Annotated in this window: 19 protein-coding genes; 10 read left to right on the top strand and 9 right to left on the bottom strand. The window is 60.5% G+C overall.

The window, feature by feature from the left end:
• Nucleotides 1-16: 16 nt before the first annotated feature.
• Nucleotides 17-667, bottom strand: a complete 651-nt coding sequence (locus B8746_RS10290) for a squalene/phytoene synthase family protein (RefSeq protein ID WP_158084598.1) — start codon at nt 665-667, stop codon at nt 17-19.
• Nucleotides 668-731: 64 nt separating this feature from the next.
• Here B8746_RS10290 and B8746_RS10285 point away from each other — a divergent pair, with 64 nt between their 5' ends.
• Together B8746_RS10285 and B8746_RS10280 are read left to right on the top strand one after the other, a co-directional pair.
• Nucleotides 732-1,337: a superoxide dismutase gene (locus B8746_RS10285; RefSeq protein WP_084393598.1), complete on the top strand. Its 606-nt coding sequence runs from the start codon at nt 732-734 to the stop codon at nt 1,335-1,337.
• Nucleotides 1,338-1,567: 230 nt separating this feature from the next.
• Nucleotides 1,568-3,097, top strand: a complete 1,530-nt coding sequence (locus tag B8746_RS10280; protein ID WP_084393597.1) for a DEAD/DEAH box helicase — start codon at nt 1,568-1,570, stop codon at nt 3,095-3,097.
• On the opposite strand, the gene B8746_RS10275 is transcribed toward B8746_RS10280, so the two are convergent.
• Both B8746_RS10275 and B8746_RS10270 read right to left on the bottom strand, forming a co-directional pair.
• The gene (locus B8746_RS10275) at nt 3,094-4,182 is read right to left on the bottom strand and encodes a PAS domain-containing sensor histidine kinase (protein ID WP_084393596.1); all 1,089 of its coding nucleotides are present in this window, start codon (nt 4,180-4,182) and stop codon (nt 3,094-3,096) included. The genes B8746_RS10280 and B8746_RS10275 overlap by 4 nt on opposite strands.
• Before the next feature lie 83 nt (nt 4,183-4,265).
• Nucleotides 4,266-5,702, bottom strand: coding sequence for a coniferyl aldehyde dehydrogenase (locus B8746_RS10270; RefSeq protein WP_084394204.1), 1,437 nt, complete (start codon nt 5,700-5,702; stop codon nt 4,266-4,268).
• Nucleotides 5,703-5,838: 136 nt separating this feature from the next.
• Here B8746_RS10270 and B8746_RS10265 point away from each other — a divergent pair, with 136 nt between their 5' ends.
• Nucleotides 5,839-6,630 carry an enoyl-CoA hydratase/isomerase gene (locus B8746_RS10265; RefSeq protein ID WP_084393595.1) on the top strand — a complete coding sequence of 264 codons (792 nt, stop codon included), beginning with the start codon at nt 5,839-5,841 and terminating at the stop codon, nt 6,628-6,630.
• 6 nt (nt 6,631-6,636) lie between these two features.
• Here the strand turns inward: B8746_RS10265 and B8746_RS10260 are convergent, their stop codons facing one another.
• From B8746_RS10260 to B8746_RS10250, 3 genes are read right to left on the bottom strand one after another with little or no spacing between them, the layout of a single operon-like run.
• On the bottom strand, nt 6,637-6,909 hold the full coding sequence (locus tag B8746_RS10260; RefSeq protein WP_233124155.1) for a DUF3253 domain-containing protein: 273 nt from the start codon (nt 6,907-6,909) through the stop codon (nt 6,637-6,639).
• Nucleotides 6,906-8,141: a serine hydrolase domain-containing protein gene (locus tag B8746_RS10255; protein WP_084394203.1), complete on the bottom strand. Its 1,236-nt coding sequence runs from the start codon at nt 8,139-8,141 to the stop codon at nt 6,906-6,908. The genes B8746_RS10260 and B8746_RS10255 overlap by 4 nt, the downstream gene beginning before the upstream one ends.
• 39 nt (nt 8,142-8,180) lie before the next feature.
• A complete protein-coding gene (locus B8746_RS10250; protein WP_084393593.1) occupies nt 8,181-9,341 on the bottom strand; it encodes an acyl-CoA dehydrogenase family protein in 1,161 nt (386 codons plus the stop codon).
• A gap of 125 nt (nt 9,342-9,466) precedes the next feature.
• Between B8746_RS10250 and B8746_RS10245 the strand changes: the two genes are divergently transcribed.
• On the top strand, nt 9,467-9,895 hold the full coding sequence (locus B8746_RS10245; protein ID WP_095380866.1) for a PaaI family thioesterase: 429 nt from the start codon (nt 9,467-9,469) through the stop codon (nt 9,893-9,895).
• Between the two features lie 99 nt (nt 9,896-9,994).
• Nucleotides 9,995-10,630 (top strand): sulfotransferase family protein, encoded by a 636-nt coding sequence (locus B8746_RS10240; protein ID WP_084393592.1) that lies wholly within the window; start codon nt 9,995-9,997, stop codon nt 10,628-10,630.
• Here B8746_RS10240 and B8746_RS10235 read toward each other — a convergent pair.
• Entirely contained in the window at nt 10,624-11,796 is a 1,173-nt protein-coding gene (locus B8746_RS10235; RefSeq protein ID WP_084393591.1) for an acyl-CoA dehydrogenase family protein, read from the bottom strand. The genes B8746_RS10240 and B8746_RS10235 overlap by 7 nt on opposite strands.
• A gap of 55 nt (nt 11,797-11,851) precedes the next feature.
• On the bottom strand, nt 11,852-12,952 hold the full coding sequence (locus B8746_RS10230; protein WP_143434578.1) for an FAD-dependent oxidoreductase: 1,101 nt from the start codon (nt 12,950-12,952) through the stop codon (nt 11,852-11,854).
• 141 nt (nt 12,953-13,093) lie between these two features.
• Here B8746_RS10230 and B8746_RS10225 point away from each other — a divergent pair, with 141 nt between their 5' ends.
• The 5 genes from B8746_RS10225 (at nt 13,094) to B8746_RS10205 (ending at nt 19,100) form a co-directional block, all read left to right on the top strand.
• Nucleotides 13,094-14,155, top strand: coding sequence for an extracellular solute-binding protein (locus B8746_RS10225; RefSeq protein ID WP_084394201.1), 1,062 nt, complete (start codon nt 13,094-13,096; stop codon nt 14,153-14,155).
• Nucleotides 14,146-15,789: an ABC transporter permease gene (locus B8746_RS10220; RefSeq protein ID WP_233124153.1), complete on the top strand. Its 1,644-nt coding sequence runs from the start codon at nt 14,146-14,148 to the stop codon at nt 15,787-15,789. Before B8746_RS10225 ends, B8746_RS10220 begins: the two co-directional genes overlap by 10 nt.
• The gene (locus B8746_RS10215) at nt 15,786-16,802 is read left to right on the top strand and encodes an ABC transporter ATP-binding protein (RefSeq protein ID WP_084393589.1); all 1,017 of its coding nucleotides are present in this window, start codon (nt 15,786-15,788) and stop codon (nt 16,800-16,802) included. The genes B8746_RS10220 and B8746_RS10215 overlap by 4 nt, the downstream gene beginning before the upstream one ends.
• Nucleotides 16,803-16,885: 83 nt before the next feature.
• Nucleotides 16,886-18,244, top strand: coding sequence for a M48 family metalloprotease (locus B8746_RS10210; protein ID WP_084393588.1), 1,359 nt, complete (start codon nt 16,886-16,888; stop codon nt 18,242-18,244).
• 82 nt (nt 18,245-18,326) lie between these two features.
• Nucleotides 18,327-19,100: a DsbA family protein gene (locus B8746_RS10205; protein WP_158084597.1), complete on the top strand. Its 774-nt coding sequence runs from the start codon at nt 18,327-18,329 to the stop codon at nt 19,098-19,100.
• Here B8746_RS10205 and B8746_RS10200 read toward each other — a convergent pair whose 3' ends face one another.
• Complete coding sequence (locus B8746_RS10200; RefSeq protein WP_084393586.1) at nt 19,101-19,871, bottom strand: thiazole synthase; 771 nt, start codon at nt 19,869-19,871, stop codon at nt 19,101-19,103. It abuts the gene before it with no gap.
• Nucleotides 19,872-19,882: the final 11 nt, after the last annotated feature.

Genomic DNA, 19,882 nt, shown 5'->3' with positions numbered 1-19,882 from the left:
GGCATGGGCGCCCGGGTCAGACTTCACCTGACATCACGGCGCGAAGGATGCACAGCCGCTTGGCGAGGCGGCCGGGTTCTGTCGACTTGCCGTAGAGCCGCCGCAACCGGAAGTGCGCGATGGCCGGGCGGATGGCCTTCGGCACGGTCGGGACGACTGGCCCATATCCGACGCGCTCACCTCTCCGGAGCGCGGCAACATGCGGCGCGAGCGCGTGGACGTGGCGGCCCCATCCATGCGCGGGCGCCAGGACGCGGGCCGCCGTTGCCGTGAGAAGCGTCTCCGGCTGGCGGGCACGGTCCGACGCTTCGAAGGCGTCTTCGTAGAGATCGATCAGCCGCTTCAGGGCATCGGGCTTGAGCTGGCCGATCGCGACCTGATCGGCAAGCGCTGAAACAGTCTCGTGGGCGCGCGGCGTCTGTCCTGATTCGATTTCTGAAATAGCATCGCGCCACCACTGGAAACGGATCGCCCCCAGCCCCGGCTCAGTCACCACAAGACGCACGCGGGCGAGCTCGACGGCGAACGAATAGAGCGCGACGAGGCCCCGGCGCTGCGCGCCAGGTGCATAGCGCGACGAAATCCAGCGATCCTCATCGGTTTTTCTGAGCTGCTTATCAATATTTGCCCACATTTCAGGGCTTGTCAGGGTGGCAGAAACTGGCATGGAACCCATATGGAGTGCGACGCGCTACAAAACTAAACCTACGCAAATGCAAGGAGCGACCCTTATGGCTTTTGACCTTCCAGCCCTACCCTATTCCCGCGATGCGCTGGCACCACACATTTCAGAAGACACGCTGAATTTCCACCACGGAAAACATCACCAGGCCTATGTTACCAATCTCAACAAGCTGATCGAAGGCACCGACCTTGAAAACAAGTCGCTTGAAGAGATCATCAAGGTGGCAGCATCCGATTCGTCCAAGGCCGGCCTGTTCAACAATGCCGCGCAGGTCTGGAACCACACTTTCTACTGGCACTCGATGAAGCCAGGCGGCGGCGGCAAGCCGAGCGGCGCCATCGCAGAGAAGATCAATGCTGACTTCGGCTCCTATGAAAAGTTCGCTGAAGAGTTCAAGGCAGCCGGTGGTGGCCAGTTCGGTTCAGGCTGGGCCTGGCTTGTCCTGAAGGATGGCAAGCTCGCCATCCGCAAGACGCCGAATGCTGAAACGCCGCTGACAGAAGACGGCGCAACGCCGCTCCTGACCATGGATGTCTGGGAACACGCCTATTATCTCGACTACCAGAATTCCCGTCCGAACTATATGACGGCCTTTATCGACAATCTGGTCAACTGGGACTTTGCGAACCAGAACCTCGCAGACGCGAGCTAGTTCAACATCGCAAAAACTGAAGAAAGTCCGCCTCTCAAAGGGGCGGGCTTTTTTGCAACTGTAAGACGCAGAAACCATTGCAGCCTGTCCATAATCCTTTTGCACGTGCGAAAATTGAGCTATGGCGGCGCGAGATACGCACTTCCGGGCATGGATTCGCCCGGGCCAGCCGCCATACGGGCGGATTACCGAGCGACTTTGACTTACTCCATTGCCCGAAAGGCACGCTTTTGACCGAAGAAACTACCGACACCCCGAAGACCACCTTTGCCGCCCTCGGCCTTGGCCCGAAAATCCTGCAGGCCATCGCAGAAGCCGGCTATGACAGCCCGACGCCGATCCAGGCGCAGGCGATCCCGCATGTACTGCTTGGCGGTGACGTGACCGGCATTGCCCAGACAGGCACCGGCAAGACCGCTGCGTTCGTGCTTCCGATGATCCATCGCCTTGAACAGGGGCGCGCGCGGGCACGCATGCCGCGCACGCTTATCCTGGCGCCGACGCGCGAACTCGCTGCGCAGGTTTCGGAGAATTTCGAGAAGTACGGCAAGCACCTGAAACTGGAAATGGCCCTGCTGATCGGTGGTGTTTCGTTCAAGGAACAGGAAATCAAGCTGATGCGTGGCGTGGACGTTCTTATCGCCACGCCCGGTCGCCTGATTGACCAATTCGAACGCGGCAAGATCCTGCTGACGGGTGTCGAAATCCTCGTCATCGACGAAGCCGACCGCATGATGGATATGGGCTTCATTCCGGACATCGAGAAGATTCTCGGCCTGCTGCCGCCGCGTCGCCAGACGCTGCTCTTCTCGGCAACCATGCCGCCGGAAATCGCCAAGCTCGCCAAGACCTTCCAGAAGGACCCAAAGCGGATCGAAGTGGCGCGCCAGTCCATGACCGCCTCGACGATCACGCAGCATGTCGTGAAAATCACGCGCAATGATGACAAGGCGAAACGCACGGCGCTGCGCCGCGTTATCGAAACGCGCGACGTCAAGAACGGCATCGTGTTCTGCAATCGCAAGCGCGAGGTCGATATCGTGACGAAGTCGCTGATCAAGCACGGCTTTGACGCGGCGGCCATTCATGGTGACCTGCCGCAGGCCTATCGCACACAGACGCTCGAGCGCTTCCGCGATGGAGAACTGAAACTGCTTGTCGCGTCCGATGTGGCCGCACGCGGTCTCGACGTGCCGGATGTCGGCCACGTCTTCAATTATGCGCCTCCGCCCAAGGATGAGGACTATGTCCACCGTATCGGCCGCACGGGCCGCGCAGGACGCACCGGCGAGAGCTTCACGATTGTCAGCCCCGAAGACGAGAAATCCTGGGCCGGCGTGCTGCGCCTGATCAAGACCGAAGTCGAGACATTCATGCCGGAAGGCCTCGCAGAGGAACTGGAAAACCTGCCGGAAGACACAGGAGGCAGAGGCCGGGGCCGTGGTCGCGGCAGAAGCGAGCGCGGTGAGGGTCGCGGGCGTGGCCGCGGAAGCCGTTCCGGCGGTCGCTCACGCTCGAGGGCAGACGAGACCGGCGATAGAAAGACCGAAGCAAAGGCACCGGAAAAGGCCGAGGAAAAGCCTGCCGCCGACGCACCAGAAAAATCCGAGAAGCAGAAACTGGAATCGAAATCCCGGCCGAAGAAGAACAAGTCCGGTGACCGCAAATCTTCCGACCGCCGCTCCAGGAAGGATCTTGAGCCGGCGAATGATGGTGTTCGCGGCTTCGGTGGCGATGTGCCGGATTTCCTGAAGCGCTAGGCGCTCCTGGACTGGCGCGATGGGGTCGGCTCAGAGGAGGCTGGTGCTTTGTGCGGCGCCATATCCTCCTGAGCAAAGCTGATCGTGTGACGGGTTCCGCCTGAGCCGGTCTCGCAATCGACCTGCGCCCCAAGGACACTTGTCAGAGCGTCGACCAGAAGCGTTCCGATGCCCATTCCGCTCGGGTCAACGGCGCCCTGCTTGATTCCGATGCCGTCATCCATGACGGACACCATCACCTCTTCGCCCTCGCCGTCAATCAACAGGGTGATGCGGCCATTCTTGCGGCCGTCGAAAGCATATTTGCAGGCATTGGTCAGCAGCTCTGTCACGGCAAGACAGAGCGATACGGCCTTGCTGATCGACAGGACAATCTCGCCGCGCGCGTCGCATGTGAGCTTGATCCCCCGCCCAGCCTTGTAGGTCTCGACGATCTGGCTGCAGATACCAGGCAGAAGCTTCACGCAGTCGACGCGGTCATGCGTGCCAAGTTCGTAGAGGCTGCGATGGGTGGCGGAGATGACGTCAACCCGGTCGCGGGTCTGGCGAAGTGCTTCGCACGCTTCCTTGTCCTGTAGTTTCTGTAGCGGCAGGGACACAATGGATGAAACAATCTGCAGGCTGTTGCGGACGCGGTGGTTGACCTCAAAGAGCAGCATTTCCTTGAGATACAGCGCCTCCTTCAACCCCTCCTCCGCATGGTGACGCTGCGTATCATCCCGCATGGTAAGAACCGCGCCGACCTGCTTGCCATCCTCATCCAGGACAGGGCGGGCCGTTCCGACGGCTACAACGACACTGCCATCCGGGCGTTTGATCTTCCACGCGGCATCGGTCACCGTTTCTCCCTTCAGCACGGCGCGCGATAGCGGCAGCTCATTCGTCGGAAACGGCTCATCCTGCATGGTCAAGAGCTTGTAGGTGTCGCTATAGTCATCCGGCGGCACATCAAGGCGGACGCGGCCGTGAATTTCCTCTGCGGCGCGGTTCACGGTGAGTATCTTGCCATTGGCATCGGTGACGATCACACCTTCACCAAGCTGGTCCAGCACGTGCGCCTTGAAGCGTTCGATTGAACTTAACATGCTGCCTTGCCCTGTCCCATCCCCTGGCCTGGCTACGGACCGCGTATCACGAAGTTCGCCTGCATCCGTTTTATGTGAATATGTCAGCGCTTCAAGCGAGATTCTACCTGCTTGCGAAACTTTTCCCCGTAAGGTGGCCGAATGACTGCCAGCAGGTCGGCCCCGATCTGGGTGTAGACAGACTTGCGGTGGCTGAACTCCCTGAAGCCATCAATGCCATGATAGCTGCCCATGCCGGAGGGGCCGACCCCGCCAAATGGCAGGTCTTCCTGGGCAACGTGGAAAATCACATCATTCACCGTCACGCCGCCTGACGTCGTGTTGTTGAGGACATAATCACGCTCGCTTGCATCCTGGCCGAAATAATAAAGGCCGAGCGGACGTGGGTGAGCATTGACATAGTTCACCGCGTCTTTCGTGTCGCTGTAGGACTTGATGGGGAGGATGGGACCGAAGATTTCATCCTGCATCACCTTCATGTCATCAGTCGGATCAACGATGATATGCGGCGCCATTTTGTGATGAGGCTGCTGGGTGAAGTTCTCACCCCTGGGATTGATCTCGATAATCTCCGCACCCTTGGCGCGGGCGTCGTCCAGATAGCCATTCAGACGTTCGAAATGACGCTGGTTCACCACCGAGGTATAGTCGTCATTCTCCTTCAGGCCTGACGGAAACATGGTTTCCACGGCGCCGGTCGCGGCGGCAATGAATTCCCGCGTCTTGTCCTTGGGCACAAAGGCGTAGTCTGGCGCAAGGCAGATCTGCCCCGCGTTCAGCGTCTTGCCGGCCATGATGCGTTTGGCGGCCTTGTCGAGATCTGCCGAGTTCCCGAGGATAACGGGCGACTTGCCGCCAAGTTCAAGCGTGAGTGGCACAAGGTTGTCGGCCGCTGCGCGCATGACATGGTGAGCGATGGACGTCGCGCCCGTGAAAACGAGATGGTCAAAAGGCAGGGATGAGAAGGCCGCACCGACATCCGGACCGCCGGTGACCACCGCCACTTCCTCCTCGGAATAATACTCGCTGATCAGCTTTTTCATAAGATCAGAGGTGGCCTCGGTGAACTCCGACGGCTTGATCATCGCGCGGTTGCCCGCAGCGAATATACCGGCGAGCGGAGTGAAGGTCAGGTTCACCGGAAAGTTCCAGGGGCTGATCACGCCAACTGTGCCTTTGGGCTGAAAATGCAGTCTCGCCTTTGCGCCAAACATGTTCAACGGAAAGTCGACAGACCGCTTCTCCGGCTTCATCCAGGATTTAAGGTGCTTCTTTGCGTATTTCAGTGCGGCGATCGAGCTCGCAATGTCTGTGAAGTCCGACTGGTCCCTGGATCGGTGGCCGAAATCCTCGCTCATGGCCCGGCCAAGCGAGTCGCCATGCGTCACGAGGAGGTCAATCGACCGCTCCAGCCAGTCATATCTCTTCTCGGCGGACGGAATGCCGTCGCGAATGTGGGCAGCCTTCTGGGCCGCCAGAACTGAATTCATGTGGCCTGCAGGGCCGCCTTCGAGTGGCATGTTCGTTCTCCCGGAGCATGTTCTGTTTTCCCCATCATACATGAGGTTGAGCGCATTGAAAAAGTCTTCCGCCACGTCACGGTTTTCAGGGCGGCGCGATCAATTACATTGCCGCCAGACAAAAGAGGATACGCCGATGAGTTTCGAGAAGATCACCTATTCCGTCGACGACGAAATTGCCGTCATCGCCTTCAATGACCCGAAAACGATGAATGCAGCCGGCGTCGACACGATCGAAGAGATGAGCCATGCGCTTGAAATGGCGGGTGACGAGGCACGGTGCACGATCATCACCGGCAATGGACGCGGCTTCTGCTCCGGCGCAAACCTGTCAGCCAAACCCGGCAGCGGTGCGGGACCGAAGCGCAAGCCCGATGCCGGCCGCGAACTCGACCGCGTCTACAATCCCTTTATCAAGGCGATGAGAACGCACCCACACCCGATCATCACGGCGGTGAATGGTGCTGCGGCAGGTGTAGGCTGTTCGATTGCACTGATGGGCGATTTTATTGTGGCGGCGGAAGGCAGCTATTTTCTGCAGGCCTTCAGACGTATCGGCCTCGTACCGGATGGCGGCTCGACCTATTTGCTGGCCCGCACCATCGGCCGGGCCCGCGCCATGGAAATGACGTTGTTCGGCGAAAAGATCCCGGCCAAGCAGGCACTGGACTGGGGCCTCGTTAATCGCGTCGTCGCAGATGACAAGCTCATGGACGAAGCGCGAAATTATGCGCTCCAGCTCGCCAATGGACCGACGACGGCGCTCTCCATGATCCGCGACCTGGTCTGGCAGGCAGAAGACAATGATCTTGATGCGCAGCTGCAGGCTGAACGCTTTGCCCAGCGGACCGCTGGCCGCTCGCCTGATTTTGCCGAGGGCGTGAAGGCATTCCTCGAAAAGCGTCCGGCCGATTTCAGGAAAGCCTGATCGGCGTCATCCGATTTCTGGACGTCCAAGCCGGTAGATCCCCTTGAAATCATCGGGGTCTGCCGGCTTTCCTTTTCGGTAAATCGTAATCTCGCCTGCATGCGCCAGCTTCACGGCGCGGACGCGCACTTCGCCCATGAGCTGCTGCCAGTTTTCGGGCCGGAAGGCCCGGGCCACTTCCGACGGACAGATAGTCTTGCCCGCTCCGCGTTCGCAGGTGAGGCGCAGGATGATCTCATCCAGCGTCTCTTTCCTCTTTTTGCGTTCTTCCTCGCTCACCAGTCGATGGCAGCGTAGACGAGTTGCTGGAATTGCGGGCGGATCGGGTAGCAGCCGGACGGGATCATCTGCGTCGCCTGGATCGCGATCAGCTCTTCCTCGAAATCGATCCAGAAGAAAGTGTTGGCGAGGCCGCCCCAGCTGAATGTGCCGAGCGATCCGGGTTGCATGGTCTCGGCGACATTGATGATGGTGCTCCCGCCGAGGCCGAACCCATTGCCCTCCATGCGGGCTTCGGAGAAGGTCTTGTCGCCCATCTGCCTGATCGTCTTGTTCTCCGGCAGATGGTTCATCCGCATGAACTCGACCGTTTTCGGGCTGAGAAGACGCGCGCCTTCCAGCGTACCGCCGTGCAGCAGCATCTGGCAGAAGCGATGGTAGTCACGCAGCGTCGAAACAAGACCGCCGCCCGCATTCAGGAGCGGCGGCTGTGCGCGATAAAGCTTCGAGTCGGCGCCCGCGCCATCGCTCAGCGTTATGGCACCTGTGTCCGGGTTGCGGTTGTAGCAGGCCATGAGTCGGCGCAGCTTCTCTTCCGGCACGTAGAAATCGGTATCCACCATGCCAAGAGGCTCGAAAATCCGCTCGCGGAAGAAGGTGTCGAGCGTTTCGCCGGAAGCAACTTCGACGACGCGGCCAAGCACGTCTGTCGAATGGCTGTAATTCCAGCGCGTTCCCGGCGAGAACAGGAGGGGGAGCTGTGCGAGACGCGCGCACATCTCTTCCAGAGTTTCGTCCGGGCGGGCGATCTTCTCGCGGCGATAGATTGCATCCACCTCATGCTGCATCAGGAAGCCATAGGTGAGGCCGGATGTATGGGTGAACAGGTCGCGCACTTCCATCTGGCGCATCGGCTTGCGGGTCTCGTAATCGTCAATCGTGCCTTTGACCCAGACCTCTGTATCGGCAAATTCAGGGATGTATTTGCTGACAGGATGGTCGAGGCGGATCTTGCCCTCCTCGAACAGCATCATCGCCGCCACCGATGTGATCGGCTTGGTCATGGAATAGATGCGGAAGATCGTGTCGGCATTGATCGGGTCGCCGCCATCGATAAGGGTGCGGCCTCGATAGGCCTCGTGCACGACCTGGCCATTGCGCGAGACCATGGTCGCAACGCAGGGAAGCTTTCCAGTGTCGAGGTATGACGTCGCAAAGTAAGTCGGAATGGCCTTCAGGCGCGCTTCATTGAGCCCGACATCCGCCGGTCCGATTTCATCCTGGATCGTCATATCAGCCCCTGCTCCCTTCAGTCCTGCACGCATTCGCGATCACAACAGGTCTGCCGCCCCTGCCTTCTTCAGCTCGCGGGCGATGATGATCTGTTGAATCTGGCTCGTTCCTTCGTACAGACGGAAGATGCGGGCGTCACGGTAAAACCGCTCAATACCATAATCGGAAATGTAACCGGCACCGCCAAAGACCTGCACAGCCCGATCAGCCACGCGGCCGTTTGCTTCGGTTGCGAACAGTTTGGCAGACGAAGCCAGCAGGGTGACATTTTCACCGGCATCACGCTTCCTCGCGGCATCAAGGATCATGCACTTTGCGGCGTAGGTTTCCGCCTGGCTGTCGGCGAGAAGCGCCTGGATCATCTGATGTTCGATGATGGGCTTGCCGCCCTGCACGCGCTCGCTCGCATAATTGACCATTTCCTTGATGAGGCGCTCGGACATGCCGGTCGCAACAGCCGAAATGTGCAGACGGCCCTTGTCGAGCACGCTCATCGCGACCTTGAAGCCCTCGCCTTCATTCCCGATGAGGTTTTTGACCGGTACGCGGGCGTCTTCGAAGATCACGTCGCAGACATGCGCGCCCTGCTGGCCCATTTTCTTTTCCGGCTGGCCTACGCTGACGCCGGGCGTGTCACGTTCAACCACGAAGGCGGAAACACCTTTCGGGCCCTTCACGTCCGGTGCGGTGCGGGCCATGACGGTGAACAGGTCTGCCTTGTTGGCATTCGTGATGTAGCGCTTCGTGCCGTTGAGGACGTAGTGATCGCCATCGCGGATGGCTTTGGTGGTCAGGCTGCCAGCGTCCGATCCGGCCCCTGGCTCTGTCAGGGCGAAGCTGGAAATGAGGTCGCCGGACGCGATGCCTGGCAGCCACTTCTCTTTCTGCTCAGGCGTACCGAAAAGAACCAGCGCTTGTGAGCCGATTCCGATATTGGTGCCTGCGACGGACCGGAATGCCGGTGATGTGCGTCCCAGCTCCAACGCGACCAGGCATTCGGTTTCCATATCGAGACCAAGACCGCCAAAATTTTCAGGCACAGCAAGACCGAACAGGCCGAGCTGTTTCATCTCATCGACGATGTCCTGTGGCACTTCATCGGTATCGCCAACCTGGCCTTCGAGCGGAATACATTTTTCCATGACGAAGCGGCGAACCTGTTCAATCAGCGCCTGCCGGATTTCAGCATCGAATGCCATGATAGTCTCCTACACCTATTTTCTTTCATCATACGCTTTGATGGCAATTGAGTCGAAGGGCAAGGCTGGACGTTGGGGCATCATCGTCGCAGTTTGCGCACGACCGAGCGATTCAGGAGACATGCGTGACGAAAACAGTAGAGATCAAGCAGGGCGAGTTTGCCGGCTGGCAAACCTGGCCGACCGAGCCGTTTGAGTATGAGACGGCGGGCCCGTTCTATTTTCGCGCGGATGAACAAGGGCCGGTCGCCGCTTTCCGGGCCGAGCGCAAGCACATGAATGCGGGCGGTGTCGTGCATGGCGGCTGCCTGATGGCCTTCGCCGACTATGCCCTTTTTGCGATTGCGCATGAACACATCCAGGACGAGTATGGCCTGACGGTGGCGTTCAACTCCGAATTCCTCTCAGGCCCTGTCGAAGGGACCTATATTGAGGCGCGCGGAGACGTGCTGAGGGCTGGCCGGTCCCTCATCTTCGTACGTGGCCTCATCACCGGTGACGGAAAGCCCTGCCTCAATTTCTCGGGTACAATCATGCGCAAGCCAAAGAAGTAGCTGGCTACGGTCGCCGCGAAGCCGTTTTACTTCTCGCCCGGTTCGCCTCATGCTATCTGGAGGGTCGCGGCGGTGGGCCGCATTTTGTGGAGGGGACGCATGTCACTGAAAGTCATCAGCGCCGGCTTTGGCCGGACAGGAACTATGTCGCTCAAGCTGGCGCTGGAGCAGCTGCTCGGCGCGCCGTGCCATCATATGGAAGAAGTGGTGAAGAACGGACCCGAGCAGGTGCCGCTCTGGAATGATGCGGTGGACGGAAAGGCCGACTGGAACGCGATCTACGATGGCTTTTCAAGTGCCGTGGACTGGCCAACGGCGGCCTTCTGGCGCGACGTCCACGCTGCCTTTCCCGAGGCGAAGATGATTCTCTCGACCCGCTCCGCTGAAAGCTGGTGGAAAAGCTTTTCAAACACCATTCTGCCCAGCCTGCTCGACGAGCGCGGGCCGCCGCCGCACCTCCAAGGCTGGATCGAAATGGTCAAAAAGGTCGTGATTGGTCGCAGCCTGGGCGGCATGACGGACAAGGACGGCGCGATCGCTGCCTTCGAGGCACACGAAGCGGCGGTGAAAGCCGCCTATCCAGAGGGACGACTGCTTGTCCACGAGGCCAAGGATGGCTGGGAGCCACTTTGCGCCTTTCTGGGCGTCCCGGTGCCTGACACGCCGTATCCACGCACCAATTCGACTGACGAGTTCCACGAGCTCATGAAATCCTTTGTCGAAGGGCCTCAATAGCTCTTCGGCAGTCCGAGCACGCGCTCGGCCAGGAAATTCAGGATCATCTCACGGCTGACCGGGGCAATGCGGGCGAGCATGGCTTCGCGCATGTAACGCTCGACATGATACTCTTTCGCGTATCCCATGCCGCCATGCGTGAGCACGGCGTTCTCGCACGCGCGGAACCCAGCTTCGGTGCCGAGATATTTCGCGGCATTGGCTTCAGCTCCGCAGTCCTGACCCATATCGTAGAGACCGGCCGCCTTGTAGGCGAGGAGTTCGGCGGCTTTCAGCTCTGCCCAGCTCTTGGCGAGCGGATGCTGGATGCCCTGGTTCTGGCCGATCGGGCGGCCGAATACGACGCGTTCATTGGCATAGGTTGCGGCGCGCTCAAGCGCGGCGAAACCGAGGCCGATGGATTCGACGGCGAAGAGGACGCGTTCCGGGTTGAGGCCCTGGAGCAGGTATTTGAAGCCCTCGCCTTCCTTGCCGATCAGATGCTCCTTTGGCACTTCGAGGCCATCGATATAGAGCATGTTACATTCGACCGCCTTGCGGCCCATTTTCGGAATCGGCTTGCGTTCAATCTTGTTCGGGTTGAGGTCGGTGTAGAATAGAGAGAGGCCGAGATACGGCTTGGAACACTGATCCTTTGGCGTTGTGCGCGCAATGATCAGGATCTTGTCGGCTCGCTGGGCGCCCGTCGTCCAGATCTTGCGGCCATTGATCGTATAGCCGGAATTCGTGCGCTCAGCCTTTGTTTCCAGGCTGGATGTGTCGAGGCCGGAATTGGGCTCGGTGACCGCAAAGCACATCTTCTCTTCGCCGGAGATGATGCGCGGCAGGTTTTCCTGCTTCTGTTCCGGGGTCCCGAACTTTTCCAGAGGCTTCGGGCCAAAGATGTTGAGGTGGATTGCCGATGCACCTGAATAGCCAGCGCCGGAGCGGGTTACCGTCTGCATGACGAGTGCCGCTTCCGTCAGGCCAAGGCCGGCACCACCATATTCTTCGGGAAATGCGACGCCGAGCCAGCCGCCCTCTGCCATCGCGTCGCAGAAGGCCTCTGGCCAGTTGCCGGTCTCATCGGTCCTGGACCAGTATTCATCGTCAAACTGGCTACAGGTCCGCTCCACAGCGTCCTTGATCGCGAGCTGATCTTCCGTCATCTGACCGATTGAGTGCATGTGTGTATCCTCCTACAGCCAACCACCTAGACTGGCCACGTCCTGAAATCCAGTTTCAAACCGTCGCAATCGCCGGACGGTCTGGTGAAAAACTTTCAGCACGTGGCGAACTGGGTTTGCCTTCGACCATGTCGGCAATCCGCTGCGCGGTGGCCGGCGCGAGCAGAATTCCATTCCGGTAGTGTGCGGTTGCGACGAACTCCCTGTCACTGTGCTGGCCGATGATGGGGGCGGCATCGACCGAGCCTGGGCGTAGCCCGGACCAGCTTTCCAGGCGGCGGGCCGTGCGCAGTCCCGGGACAATGTTGCAGGCGGACCGGAAGAGCGCCTCAATTGCGGCTGCATCCACCCCCGGATGTGAATAGGTCGCTTCACTTGTCGCGCCGATGATGATGCGGTCGGGCTTCGGCACGATGTAGCCACTTCCGAACCGGACCACTTCCGCCGGCATGCCCTCGACCGGATGCAGTGCCAGCGCCTGCCCTTTCACATGCCGGGTCACGCCACGCTCATGGCAGCCGCGCGCCCAGATGATCGCATCGAAGGGAGCTGAACCTCCGAGCCGGCTAGCGTCTTCGAGTGAGCCAATGTGGTGACTCACCACGGCCCCGCCGAGATTGCGAAGCCCGGTGCGGAGGGCTGTGAGCAGTCTTCGATTATCGACCTGATGGTCGCTCGTCAGTTCAAGCACGGCATCGACACGCGCCGAGAGACCAAGCCGGGATATCGCACGCTCCCGGTCGATCCAGTAAGCGGTGTGGCCAATCTCTCTCAGCGCGGCCTGTAGTGCCCGTAGCCCTGCCCGTTGCTCGCTCGACTGGGCGACTGCGAGTGTTGGCGCATTGCTGTATCCGACGGGCATGCCGGAGACCTGTCTGACCGCCGGCGCAAAACTCTCCCAGAGGCGCGCACTTTCAAAGGAAAGTTCGTTGAGCGCGCTGCCAGTTTCCCCACCGTGAAGATACATTTCATAGGCTGGCGCAATCATGCCGGCGGCCGCCCAGCTGGTCGTCCGGCGGACATCGCCGCCGTCGAAGCATGTGACGGCGTGCCCTCGCCGGGCCAGCTCGAAAGCGCAGGACAGGCCGATAACGCCCGCACCGGCCACGGCGATCCGCCGCCGGAATGAGGGATTGGATGAGGCGCTCACTGTCATCGACACTGCATGTAGTCGGGCAAAGGCGCCGATCCTAGCCTCAACCGCCAGAATGACGCGGTTCGACACGTTAAGTGAGACACTCTGCCTCTCCCAGTTGCGAATGCTTCTCAATTGTGAGACAGCCACTATATGGCTCTGATGAAAACACTTCTCCCAGCACTGGCGCTGGCAGGCGCGATGGCAGCCTGCTCCCCCGCCCCATCCGAAAACGCACCGGCAAATACGGATGTGGAGGTCGGCTCCAATGGCACGCTTCGCATCTATTCGGCGCGCCACTACGATTCCGACCGCCTGATGTATGAAGCCTTCGAAAAGGCATCCGGGGTCAAGGTGCTCTATCGCGAGGCGGGCGCCAATCAGCTGCTTGAAACGATGAAGGCCGAAGGCGAGAACAGCCCGGCCGACCTGATCATCGCTTCGGATGCCGGCGCACTTTGGCGGTTCGAGGATGCCGGCCTGACGCAGGCGCTTCCCGAAGGCGAGTTTGAAAGCCGTATTCCCGCGCGCCTTCTGGATGACGGGCGCCAATGGGTGGGGCTTGCACGGCGCGTGCGCGGCGTTGCCTACGATCCGGAACGCATTTCGGCCGATCAGGTCGACGAGTGGAAGGACCTCGCCGACCCATCGCTCGAGGGCGAAATTTGCGTGCGCTCATCGACCAATATCTACAATTTGTCCCTCATGGGCGAGATGATCGAGCGCTGGGGCGCGGATGAAGCTGCTGCGTGGGCAGAGGGCGTGGTCGACAACATGGCTCGCCAGCCGCAGGGCGGTGACACAGATCAGATCGAGGCCGTCGCTGCAGGCCTCTGCGGTGTCGCCATTACCAACCATTATTACTGGGTCCGGATGACCGAGAGCGGCTCTTCGACCACCCGCAATGCCGCGAACGCGACCGAACTCCTCTTCCCGAGTTTCGGGCCGGAGACAGGCGTGCATGTCAACATCACCGGCGCGGCCCTTGCCGCCCATTCGCAGAACGCAGATCTTGCCTTGCAATTCATCGAGTTTCTGCTGACCCCTGAAGGTCAGGCCCTGCTGGTCGATGAAACCAAGGAGATTCCAGTGATTGAGGAAACCGAGCGTCCAGCCGGTCTCGAGCGCATACCTGCCTTTGAAGAGAGCGACATGCGTCTGAGCGCCTTCGGTGAAAATCAGGCCGCAGCCCAACGCATCTATGATGGCGCAGGTTGGAACTAGCCTGGATCCAGATGCAAGCCGCACCCTCGACCTTCAAACTCGCAACGCGCATGAGATCATTGCCGGTCATCACGCTGATTGCAGCGCTGGTGATCGGCGCACCCGTCCTGATCGCCCTCATGACCGGTCTGGTCGGGGGCGGGGGCGAGGCGTGGTCTCACATCGTATCGACACAGCTGCTTGGATACACGCTGACGACGCTAGGCGTGCTGTTATTGACCGCACTGCTGATCATCCTCTTCGCGGTGCCGACAGCATGGTTTGTCAGCCTGTATGAGTTTCCGGGCCGCGGCTTTTTCGAATGGGCGCTGATCCTACCGCTGGCGACGCCGGGCTATGTGCTGGCCTATTCATGGGCCGACATCATGGATGTTGCCGGCCCGCTGCAGAGCGTCCTGCGCGAAACGACAGGATTGTCAGCGCGCGACTACTGGTTTCCGAGCCTGTATTCGGTGCCGGGCCTCTCCTTCGTGATGGCCTGCGCCCTGTTCCCCTATGCCTATCTCACTGCACGGGCCGCGTTTTCGAACCTCTCCCTCTGCACCATGGAAGCTGCGCGGAGCCTTGGCGCCTCGCCGCGCCGGCTGTTCCTGTCGGTCGCCATCCCGGCGGCACGCCCGGCCATCTTTGCAGGCCTCGCGCTCGCCCTCATGGAGACAGCCGCCGACTATGGCGCAGCGAGCTATCTCGGCGTCCAGACGCTCAGCGTCGGTATTTTCCGGGCCTGGCACAGCTTCAGTGAACCGGCTGTCGCTGCAAGACTGGCTTTCCTGCTCATCCTCATCGCCTTTGCACTACAGTTCGCCGAACGGGCGGCGCGCGGCAGGGGCGGCATCCAGCAGACGGCCACGCGGTGGCGTACGCCGAGACGGCAGCAATCAGGCAAGGCCGCGCGGTGGCTGATCTTTGCGGGCTGTAGCGCCGTGCTCCTGCTTGCCTTCGTCTTCCCGGTCTCCCGACTGATCTGGCTGAGCGCCGAAACCGGCCTCGGGCATGGCGAAATCTGGCGCCCCTTCTTCAATTCGCTGACGCTGGCAGCGGCGGGCTCAGCGCTGGCATTTGTCCTGGCGCTGGCCGTCGTGATCGGCGCGCGGCAGAACAGGACGAGCCAGCTCATCGGGCGGATCAGTGCTGGCGCAGGATACGCCGCGCCCGGCATCGTCCTTGCCCTCGGCGCGCTGTTCATCCTGTCCTGGACCAGTTTTTCGGTGGCCGGCCCGGCCGCGCTGGTCTTCCTGGTCTGGATTTATGCAAGCCGCTTCACAGCCGCTGGCGCCGAACCGCTGAGCGCGGCCTTCTCGCGCGCCCCGGCCAGTCTCAGCCATGCGGCTCGAAGCCTCGGCGCACACCGCATGCAGCGCCTGTTGCGAGTCGACCTGCCGGTCGCCATGTCTGGCGCCGCGGCGGCGGCGATCATCCTGTTTGTCGAAATCCTGAAGGAACTGCCAGCGACGCTGATGCTGCGCCCGTTCAACTGGGACACGCTCGCCGTGCAGGCGCATGCCTATGCGAGTGATGAACGGCTGGCCGCCGCAACGCTGCCAGCCCTGCTGATCACGGCTGCAGGCCTTGTGCCCGTGATCCTGTTGTCGTTACAGCTCACGCGTGCAGGCGAAGCGAGGTCGGCGGGATGACAGACAAATTGCCATTGATCGCCGACGGCGTATCCCGCGCCTATGGCACCAAAGGCGTGGTCAACAAGGCATCGCTGACGCTCCGTCCGGGCGAGATCACAGCGCTTCTGGGCATGTCCGGCGCCGGCAAGTCGACCTTGCTTCGGCTCATGGCAGGGCTGGAACCGGTCAATGAAGGGGAAATCCGCCTCGGCGACGATGTCCTGTCTTCCGTAAGCGGTCAGGTTCCGGCCGAAGATCGCAATATCGGACTGATCTTTCAGGATTTTGCGCTGTTTCCGCACCTGAATGCTATCGACAATGTCGGCTTTGGCCTTGCCGGCACGCCGAAGACGGAGCGGCGGCGGATTGCACTGGAATGGCTGAACAAGCTCGGCCTCAGTCACCGCGCCAACGCGTTTCCGCATCAGTTGTCCGGCGGCGAACAGCAGCGCGTCTCGATTGCGCGGGCCCTGGCCGCGAAGCCTGTCGCGATACTGATGGATGAGCCCTTCTCCGGGCTTGATGTTACGCTGCGCAGCGATGTCCGGCGGATTGCGCTGGAAGCTGTTGCTGCATCAGGTATTCCGGCCCTTCTCGTCAGCCATGACGCCTCCGAAGCGATGCGGGACGCAGACAGGGTCGCGGTGATGAAGGATGGCGTCATCTTGCAGGAAGGCACGCCAGAGGAACTTTACCTGCATCCCAATTCGCTGGCGGTCGCGCGGGCCCTTGGTCCGCTCCAGAGCGTCAGGCGCGAAGACATGCCAGAGAGCTGGCGCTCTCAGCTGCCAGAGGCCGACACCTATCATCTGCGCCCCGAAGCCATTCAGATCGACCCGCAGGCCTCGGCGTCTTTTCGTGTACAGGCCTCCAAGCGGGCGTCGACGTTGATCGAACTCGACCTCATCGATGAATCCGGTGGCACATTTCGGGCGGTGAGCATTGGGCCTCAGCGTCCTCTACCGGGTGACATGGTCAAGGCGACACTCTCGCCGGAATTTGCATTCATCCTGCCTTCAGACGCAGAATGACAGTGCAGTCATCGCGTAATCCGCGTCTCGCCTTTGCCGTAATCTTTGCCTAGGCTGGCGTTCAAGACATTCGAGGCCAACAAATGACGTTCCGTCTCTTCAAGACCGCCCTTGCCGCCATCGCCGCCGTCGCCTGCGTTGCAACGGCAAGCGCCCAGAGCCTGATCCGCGATGCAGAGATCGAGACCACGCTACGCGAGTGGACCGATCCGATTCTCGATGTTGCTGGTCTGAAGCCGCAGGATGTCGGCCTGTACATCATCAATGATCCGAGCCTGAACGCCTTTGTCGCGAACGGACAGCGCATCCACTTGCATACTGGCCTGCTGATTGCGGCCGACACGCCGGAGCAGCTGAAAGGCGTCATCGCCCACGAAACCTGCCACATTGCCTGCGGCCACACGGTCTCACGCAGTCGCGCAGCCTCTGTGGCCAGCCGCCCCGCGCTTGTCTCGATCGGTCTTGGCGTGCTCGCCATTGCAGCTGGCGCTGGCGATGCTGGCGCAGCGCTGATCGCCAGCTCGCAGCAATTTGCTGCCCTCAACTTTTTCGTTCACACTCGCGCAGAAGAAGCGACCGCCGACGCAGCGGCCGTGTCCTACCTCGCCGAACTCGGCCAGTCGCCCGCAGGCATCGTGGAATTCTTCGACAAGTATCGCTATCAGGAAGTGCTGTCGGAGGCGCGCCGGTACCCTTATTTCCGCTCTCACCCGCTGGCGTCTGACCGTATCCGCACGACCCGTGCCCTTGCGCAGGACACCGGCCTGATGGATGTGCCGACCGATCCGAAGACGCAACGCCAGTTTGAGCTGATGCAAGCCAAGCTGATTGGTTTTCTTGAACCGCTGGCCCGGGTTTACCAGAAATACCCGCCGGGTGACGACAGCGAAGCGGCACGCTATGCCCGCGCGATCGCCTCCATGCAGTCGGCTGACCTCACTGGTACGCTTAGGGAAATCGACTCGCTGCTCGAGGAATTTCCGGAAAACCCCTATTACTGGGAAGTGAAAGGCCAGGCTCTGTTTGAAATGGGCAAGGCGGCAGAGTCGGTGGAACCGCATGCCAAGTCGCTGGAATTCCTTCCAGATCATCCCTTGCTGCTCATCAATTATGCGCGTTCGCTGATCGCACGGGCCGATGAAGGCGATGTGGAAGCAGGCGAAGAAGCCCTGCGCGATGCGCTGATCACGGAACCAAACAATTCATTCGCCTGGTCGCAGCTTGCCATCGCATTGGAAAAGCAGGACCGGCGTCCGGAAGCTGAACTTGCGACAGCGGAGTCCGCCTATCATATCGGCGACTATCAGCGCGCCTATATCTTCGCCCAGCGGGCGCTTCAGGACCTTCCGAAGAACTCCTTCGAATCGCGCCGCGCGAACGATATTCGCAACGTCACAGACCCTGCCCTGCCGGAGAATCGCGACTATTGGCGGCGTGGCTAGAATCGCCACCTTCACGCAAATGTCAGATGCCCGCCTCTCGAAGTTGAGGCCGCGTCAACTTATTGGCGTTAGGAAACGCCCGATGAAACACCAGACCAAGGCCATTCGAATGACCCGTAAACTTGCTCCGCTCACAGCACTGGCACTTGTCGCTCTTACCCCGGCTTGCGCGCAGGGCGATGTCGATCTCACCAACAAGTCTGCGATCGAGAAGATCGTGCGCGACTACATCCTCGAAAACCCGGAAATCATCGAAGAGGCGCTCATCGCGCTTTCCGAGAAAAAGGCCGAGGAAGAAGCGGCAGCAGCGCGCAAGGCGATCACCGACAATCATGACCTGATCTACAAGAGCAAGAACGACTTCGCCATTGGCCCGGAAGACGCGCCAGTCACATTGGTCGAATTCTTCGATTATCGCTGCGGCTACTGCAAGCGGTCCATGGAATGGACGATGGCGCTGCCGGAAAAATATGACAACAAGGTTCGCGTCGTCTTCAAGGAGTTTCCAATCCTGACTGCCGAGAGCGAAAAAGCCGCGCTCGCAGCGCTCGCAGCGGGGGAACAAGGCAAATACGCCGAAATGCACCGCGAACTCATGCAGCTCGACAATTCGACCGGCTTTGACAAGGATGACATCGATGCTGCCGCCGAGCGCGCCGGCGTCAACGTCGACAAAATGCGCGCCGACATGGAGTCCGTGAAGCTTCAGAAGGTCGTGGCAGACAATAAGAGCCTCGCCCGCAAGATCGGCGTCGATGGTACGCCAGCCTTCTTCGTCGGCGACGAATTCGTTCCTGGCGCGGACCAGAGCCGGGTCAACATGATGATCGAGAACGCGCTCGCTGAAATCGGCTGATCAGATCAGCCCTGCCAGGGGTGAGGACGGGTCTGCATAGCGTTTGCGGCCCATCCGGCCCGCCAGATAGGCTTCTCTTCCCGCGATCACCGCATGCTTCATGGCCCGCGCCATGCGAATCGGATCCTTCGCCTCGGCAATGGCGGTGTTCATCAGGACACCATCACAGCCAAGCTCCATGGCCTGCGCCGCATCTGAAGCGGTGCCGACGCCTGCATCGACGATGACAGGCACGCGGGCCTGCTCCACGATGAGGCGGATGTTGAGCGGGTTCTGGATGCCAAGGCCCGAACCGATCAGGCTGCCAAGCGGCATGATGGCACAGCAGCCGGCCTCTTCGAGCTTACGGGCATACACCGGGTCATCCGAGCAATAGACCATGACTTCGAAGCCATCGGCGATGAGCGCTTTTGCCGCCTTCAGCGTCTCTTCCATGTCAGGATAGAGCGTCTTCTGGTCGGCCAGGACTTCCAGCTTGACGAGGTCCCAGCCGCCGGCTTCGCGTGCCAGACGGAGGGTTCGGACTGCATCGTCTGCAGTAAAACAGCCCGCCGTGTTCGGGAGGTAGATGAATTCGTCGGGCTTCAGATGGTCCTGCAGGCGCTCTTCGTCAGGGTTTGACCAGTTCACGCGGCGCAGCGCCACCGTGACCATCTCTGCCCCTGCTGCACGTGCAGCCTCGGCATTCTGGGCATATGACTTGTATTTGCCCGTTCCGACGATGAGACGCGAGGAAAACTCCCGTCCCGCAATGGTGAGTGTATCGCTCATTGAATAATCCT

Origin of the sequence: Henriciella pelagia (genome assembly GCF_002088945.1) — a bacterium.
Lineage (GTDB): Bacteria > Pseudomonadota > Alphaproteobacteria > Caulobacterales > Hyphomonadaceae > Henriciella > Henriciella pelagia.
This window is presented reverse-complemented; position numbering and strand designations above follow the sequence as displayed.

What these genes read in the sequence shown, in the direction of transcription:
- B8746_RS10290 (WP_158084598.1), bottom strand. Translation starts at nt 667, where the DNA reads ATGCCAGTTTCTGCCACCCTGACAAGCCCTGAAATGTGGGCAAATATT.
- B8746_RS10285 (WP_084393598.1), top strand. Translation starts at nt 732, where the DNA reads ATGGCTTTTGACCTTCCAGCCCTACCCTATTCCCGCGATGCGCTGGCA.
- B8746_RS10275 (WP_084393596.1), bottom strand. Translation starts at nt 4,182, where the DNA reads ATGTTAAGTTCAATCGAACGCTTCAAGGCGCACGTGCTGGACCAGCTT.
- B8746_RS10270 (WP_084394204.1), bottom strand. Translation starts at nt 5,702, where the DNA reads ATGCCACTCGAAGGCGGCCCTGCAGGCCACATGAATTCAGTTCTGGCG.
- B8746_RS10265 (WP_084393595.1), top strand. Translation starts at nt 5,839, where the DNA reads ATGAGTTTCGAGAAGATCACCTATTCCGTCGACGACGAAATTGCCGTC.
- B8746_RS10255 (WP_084394203.1), bottom strand. Translation starts at nt 8,141, where the DNA reads ATGACGATCCAGGATGAAATCGGACCGGCGGATGTCGGGCTCAATGAA.
- B8746_RS10250 (WP_084393593.1), bottom strand. Translation starts at nt 9,341, where the DNA reads ATGGCATTCGATGCTGAAATCCGGCAGGCGCTGATTGAACAGGTTCGC.
- B8746_RS10240 (WP_084393592.1), top strand. Translation starts at nt 9,995, where the DNA reads ATGTCACTGAAAGTCATCAGCGCCGGCTTTGGCCGGACAGGAACTATG.
- B8746_RS10235 (WP_084393591.1), bottom strand. Translation starts at nt 11,796, where the DNA reads ATGCACTCAATCGGTCAGATGACGGAAGATCAGCTCGCGATCAAGGAC.
- B8746_RS10230 (WP_143434578.1), bottom strand. Translation starts at nt 12,952, where the DNA reads ATGACAGTGAGCGCCTCATCCAATCCCTCATTCCGGCGGCGGATCGCC.
- B8746_RS10225 (WP_084394201.1), top strand. Translation starts at nt 13,094, where the DNA reads ATGAAAACACTTCTCCCAGCACTGGCGCTGGCAGGCGCGATGGCAGCC.
- B8746_RS10215 (WP_084393589.1), top strand. Translation starts at nt 15,786, where the DNA reads ATGACAGACAAATTGCCATTGATCGCCGACGGCGTATCCCGCGCCTAT.
- B8746_RS10210 (WP_084393588.1), top strand. Translation starts at nt 16,886, where the DNA reads ATGACGTTCCGTCTCTTCAAGACCGCCCTTGCCGCCATCGCCGCCGTC.
- B8746_RS10205 (WP_158084597.1), top strand. Translation starts at nt 18,327, where the DNA reads ATGAAACACCAGACCAAGGCCATTCGAATGACCCGTAAACTTGCTCCG.
- B8746_RS10200 (WP_084393586.1), bottom strand. Translation starts at nt 19,871, where the DNA reads ATGAGCGATACACTCACCATTGCGGGACGGGAGTTTTCCTCGCGTCTC.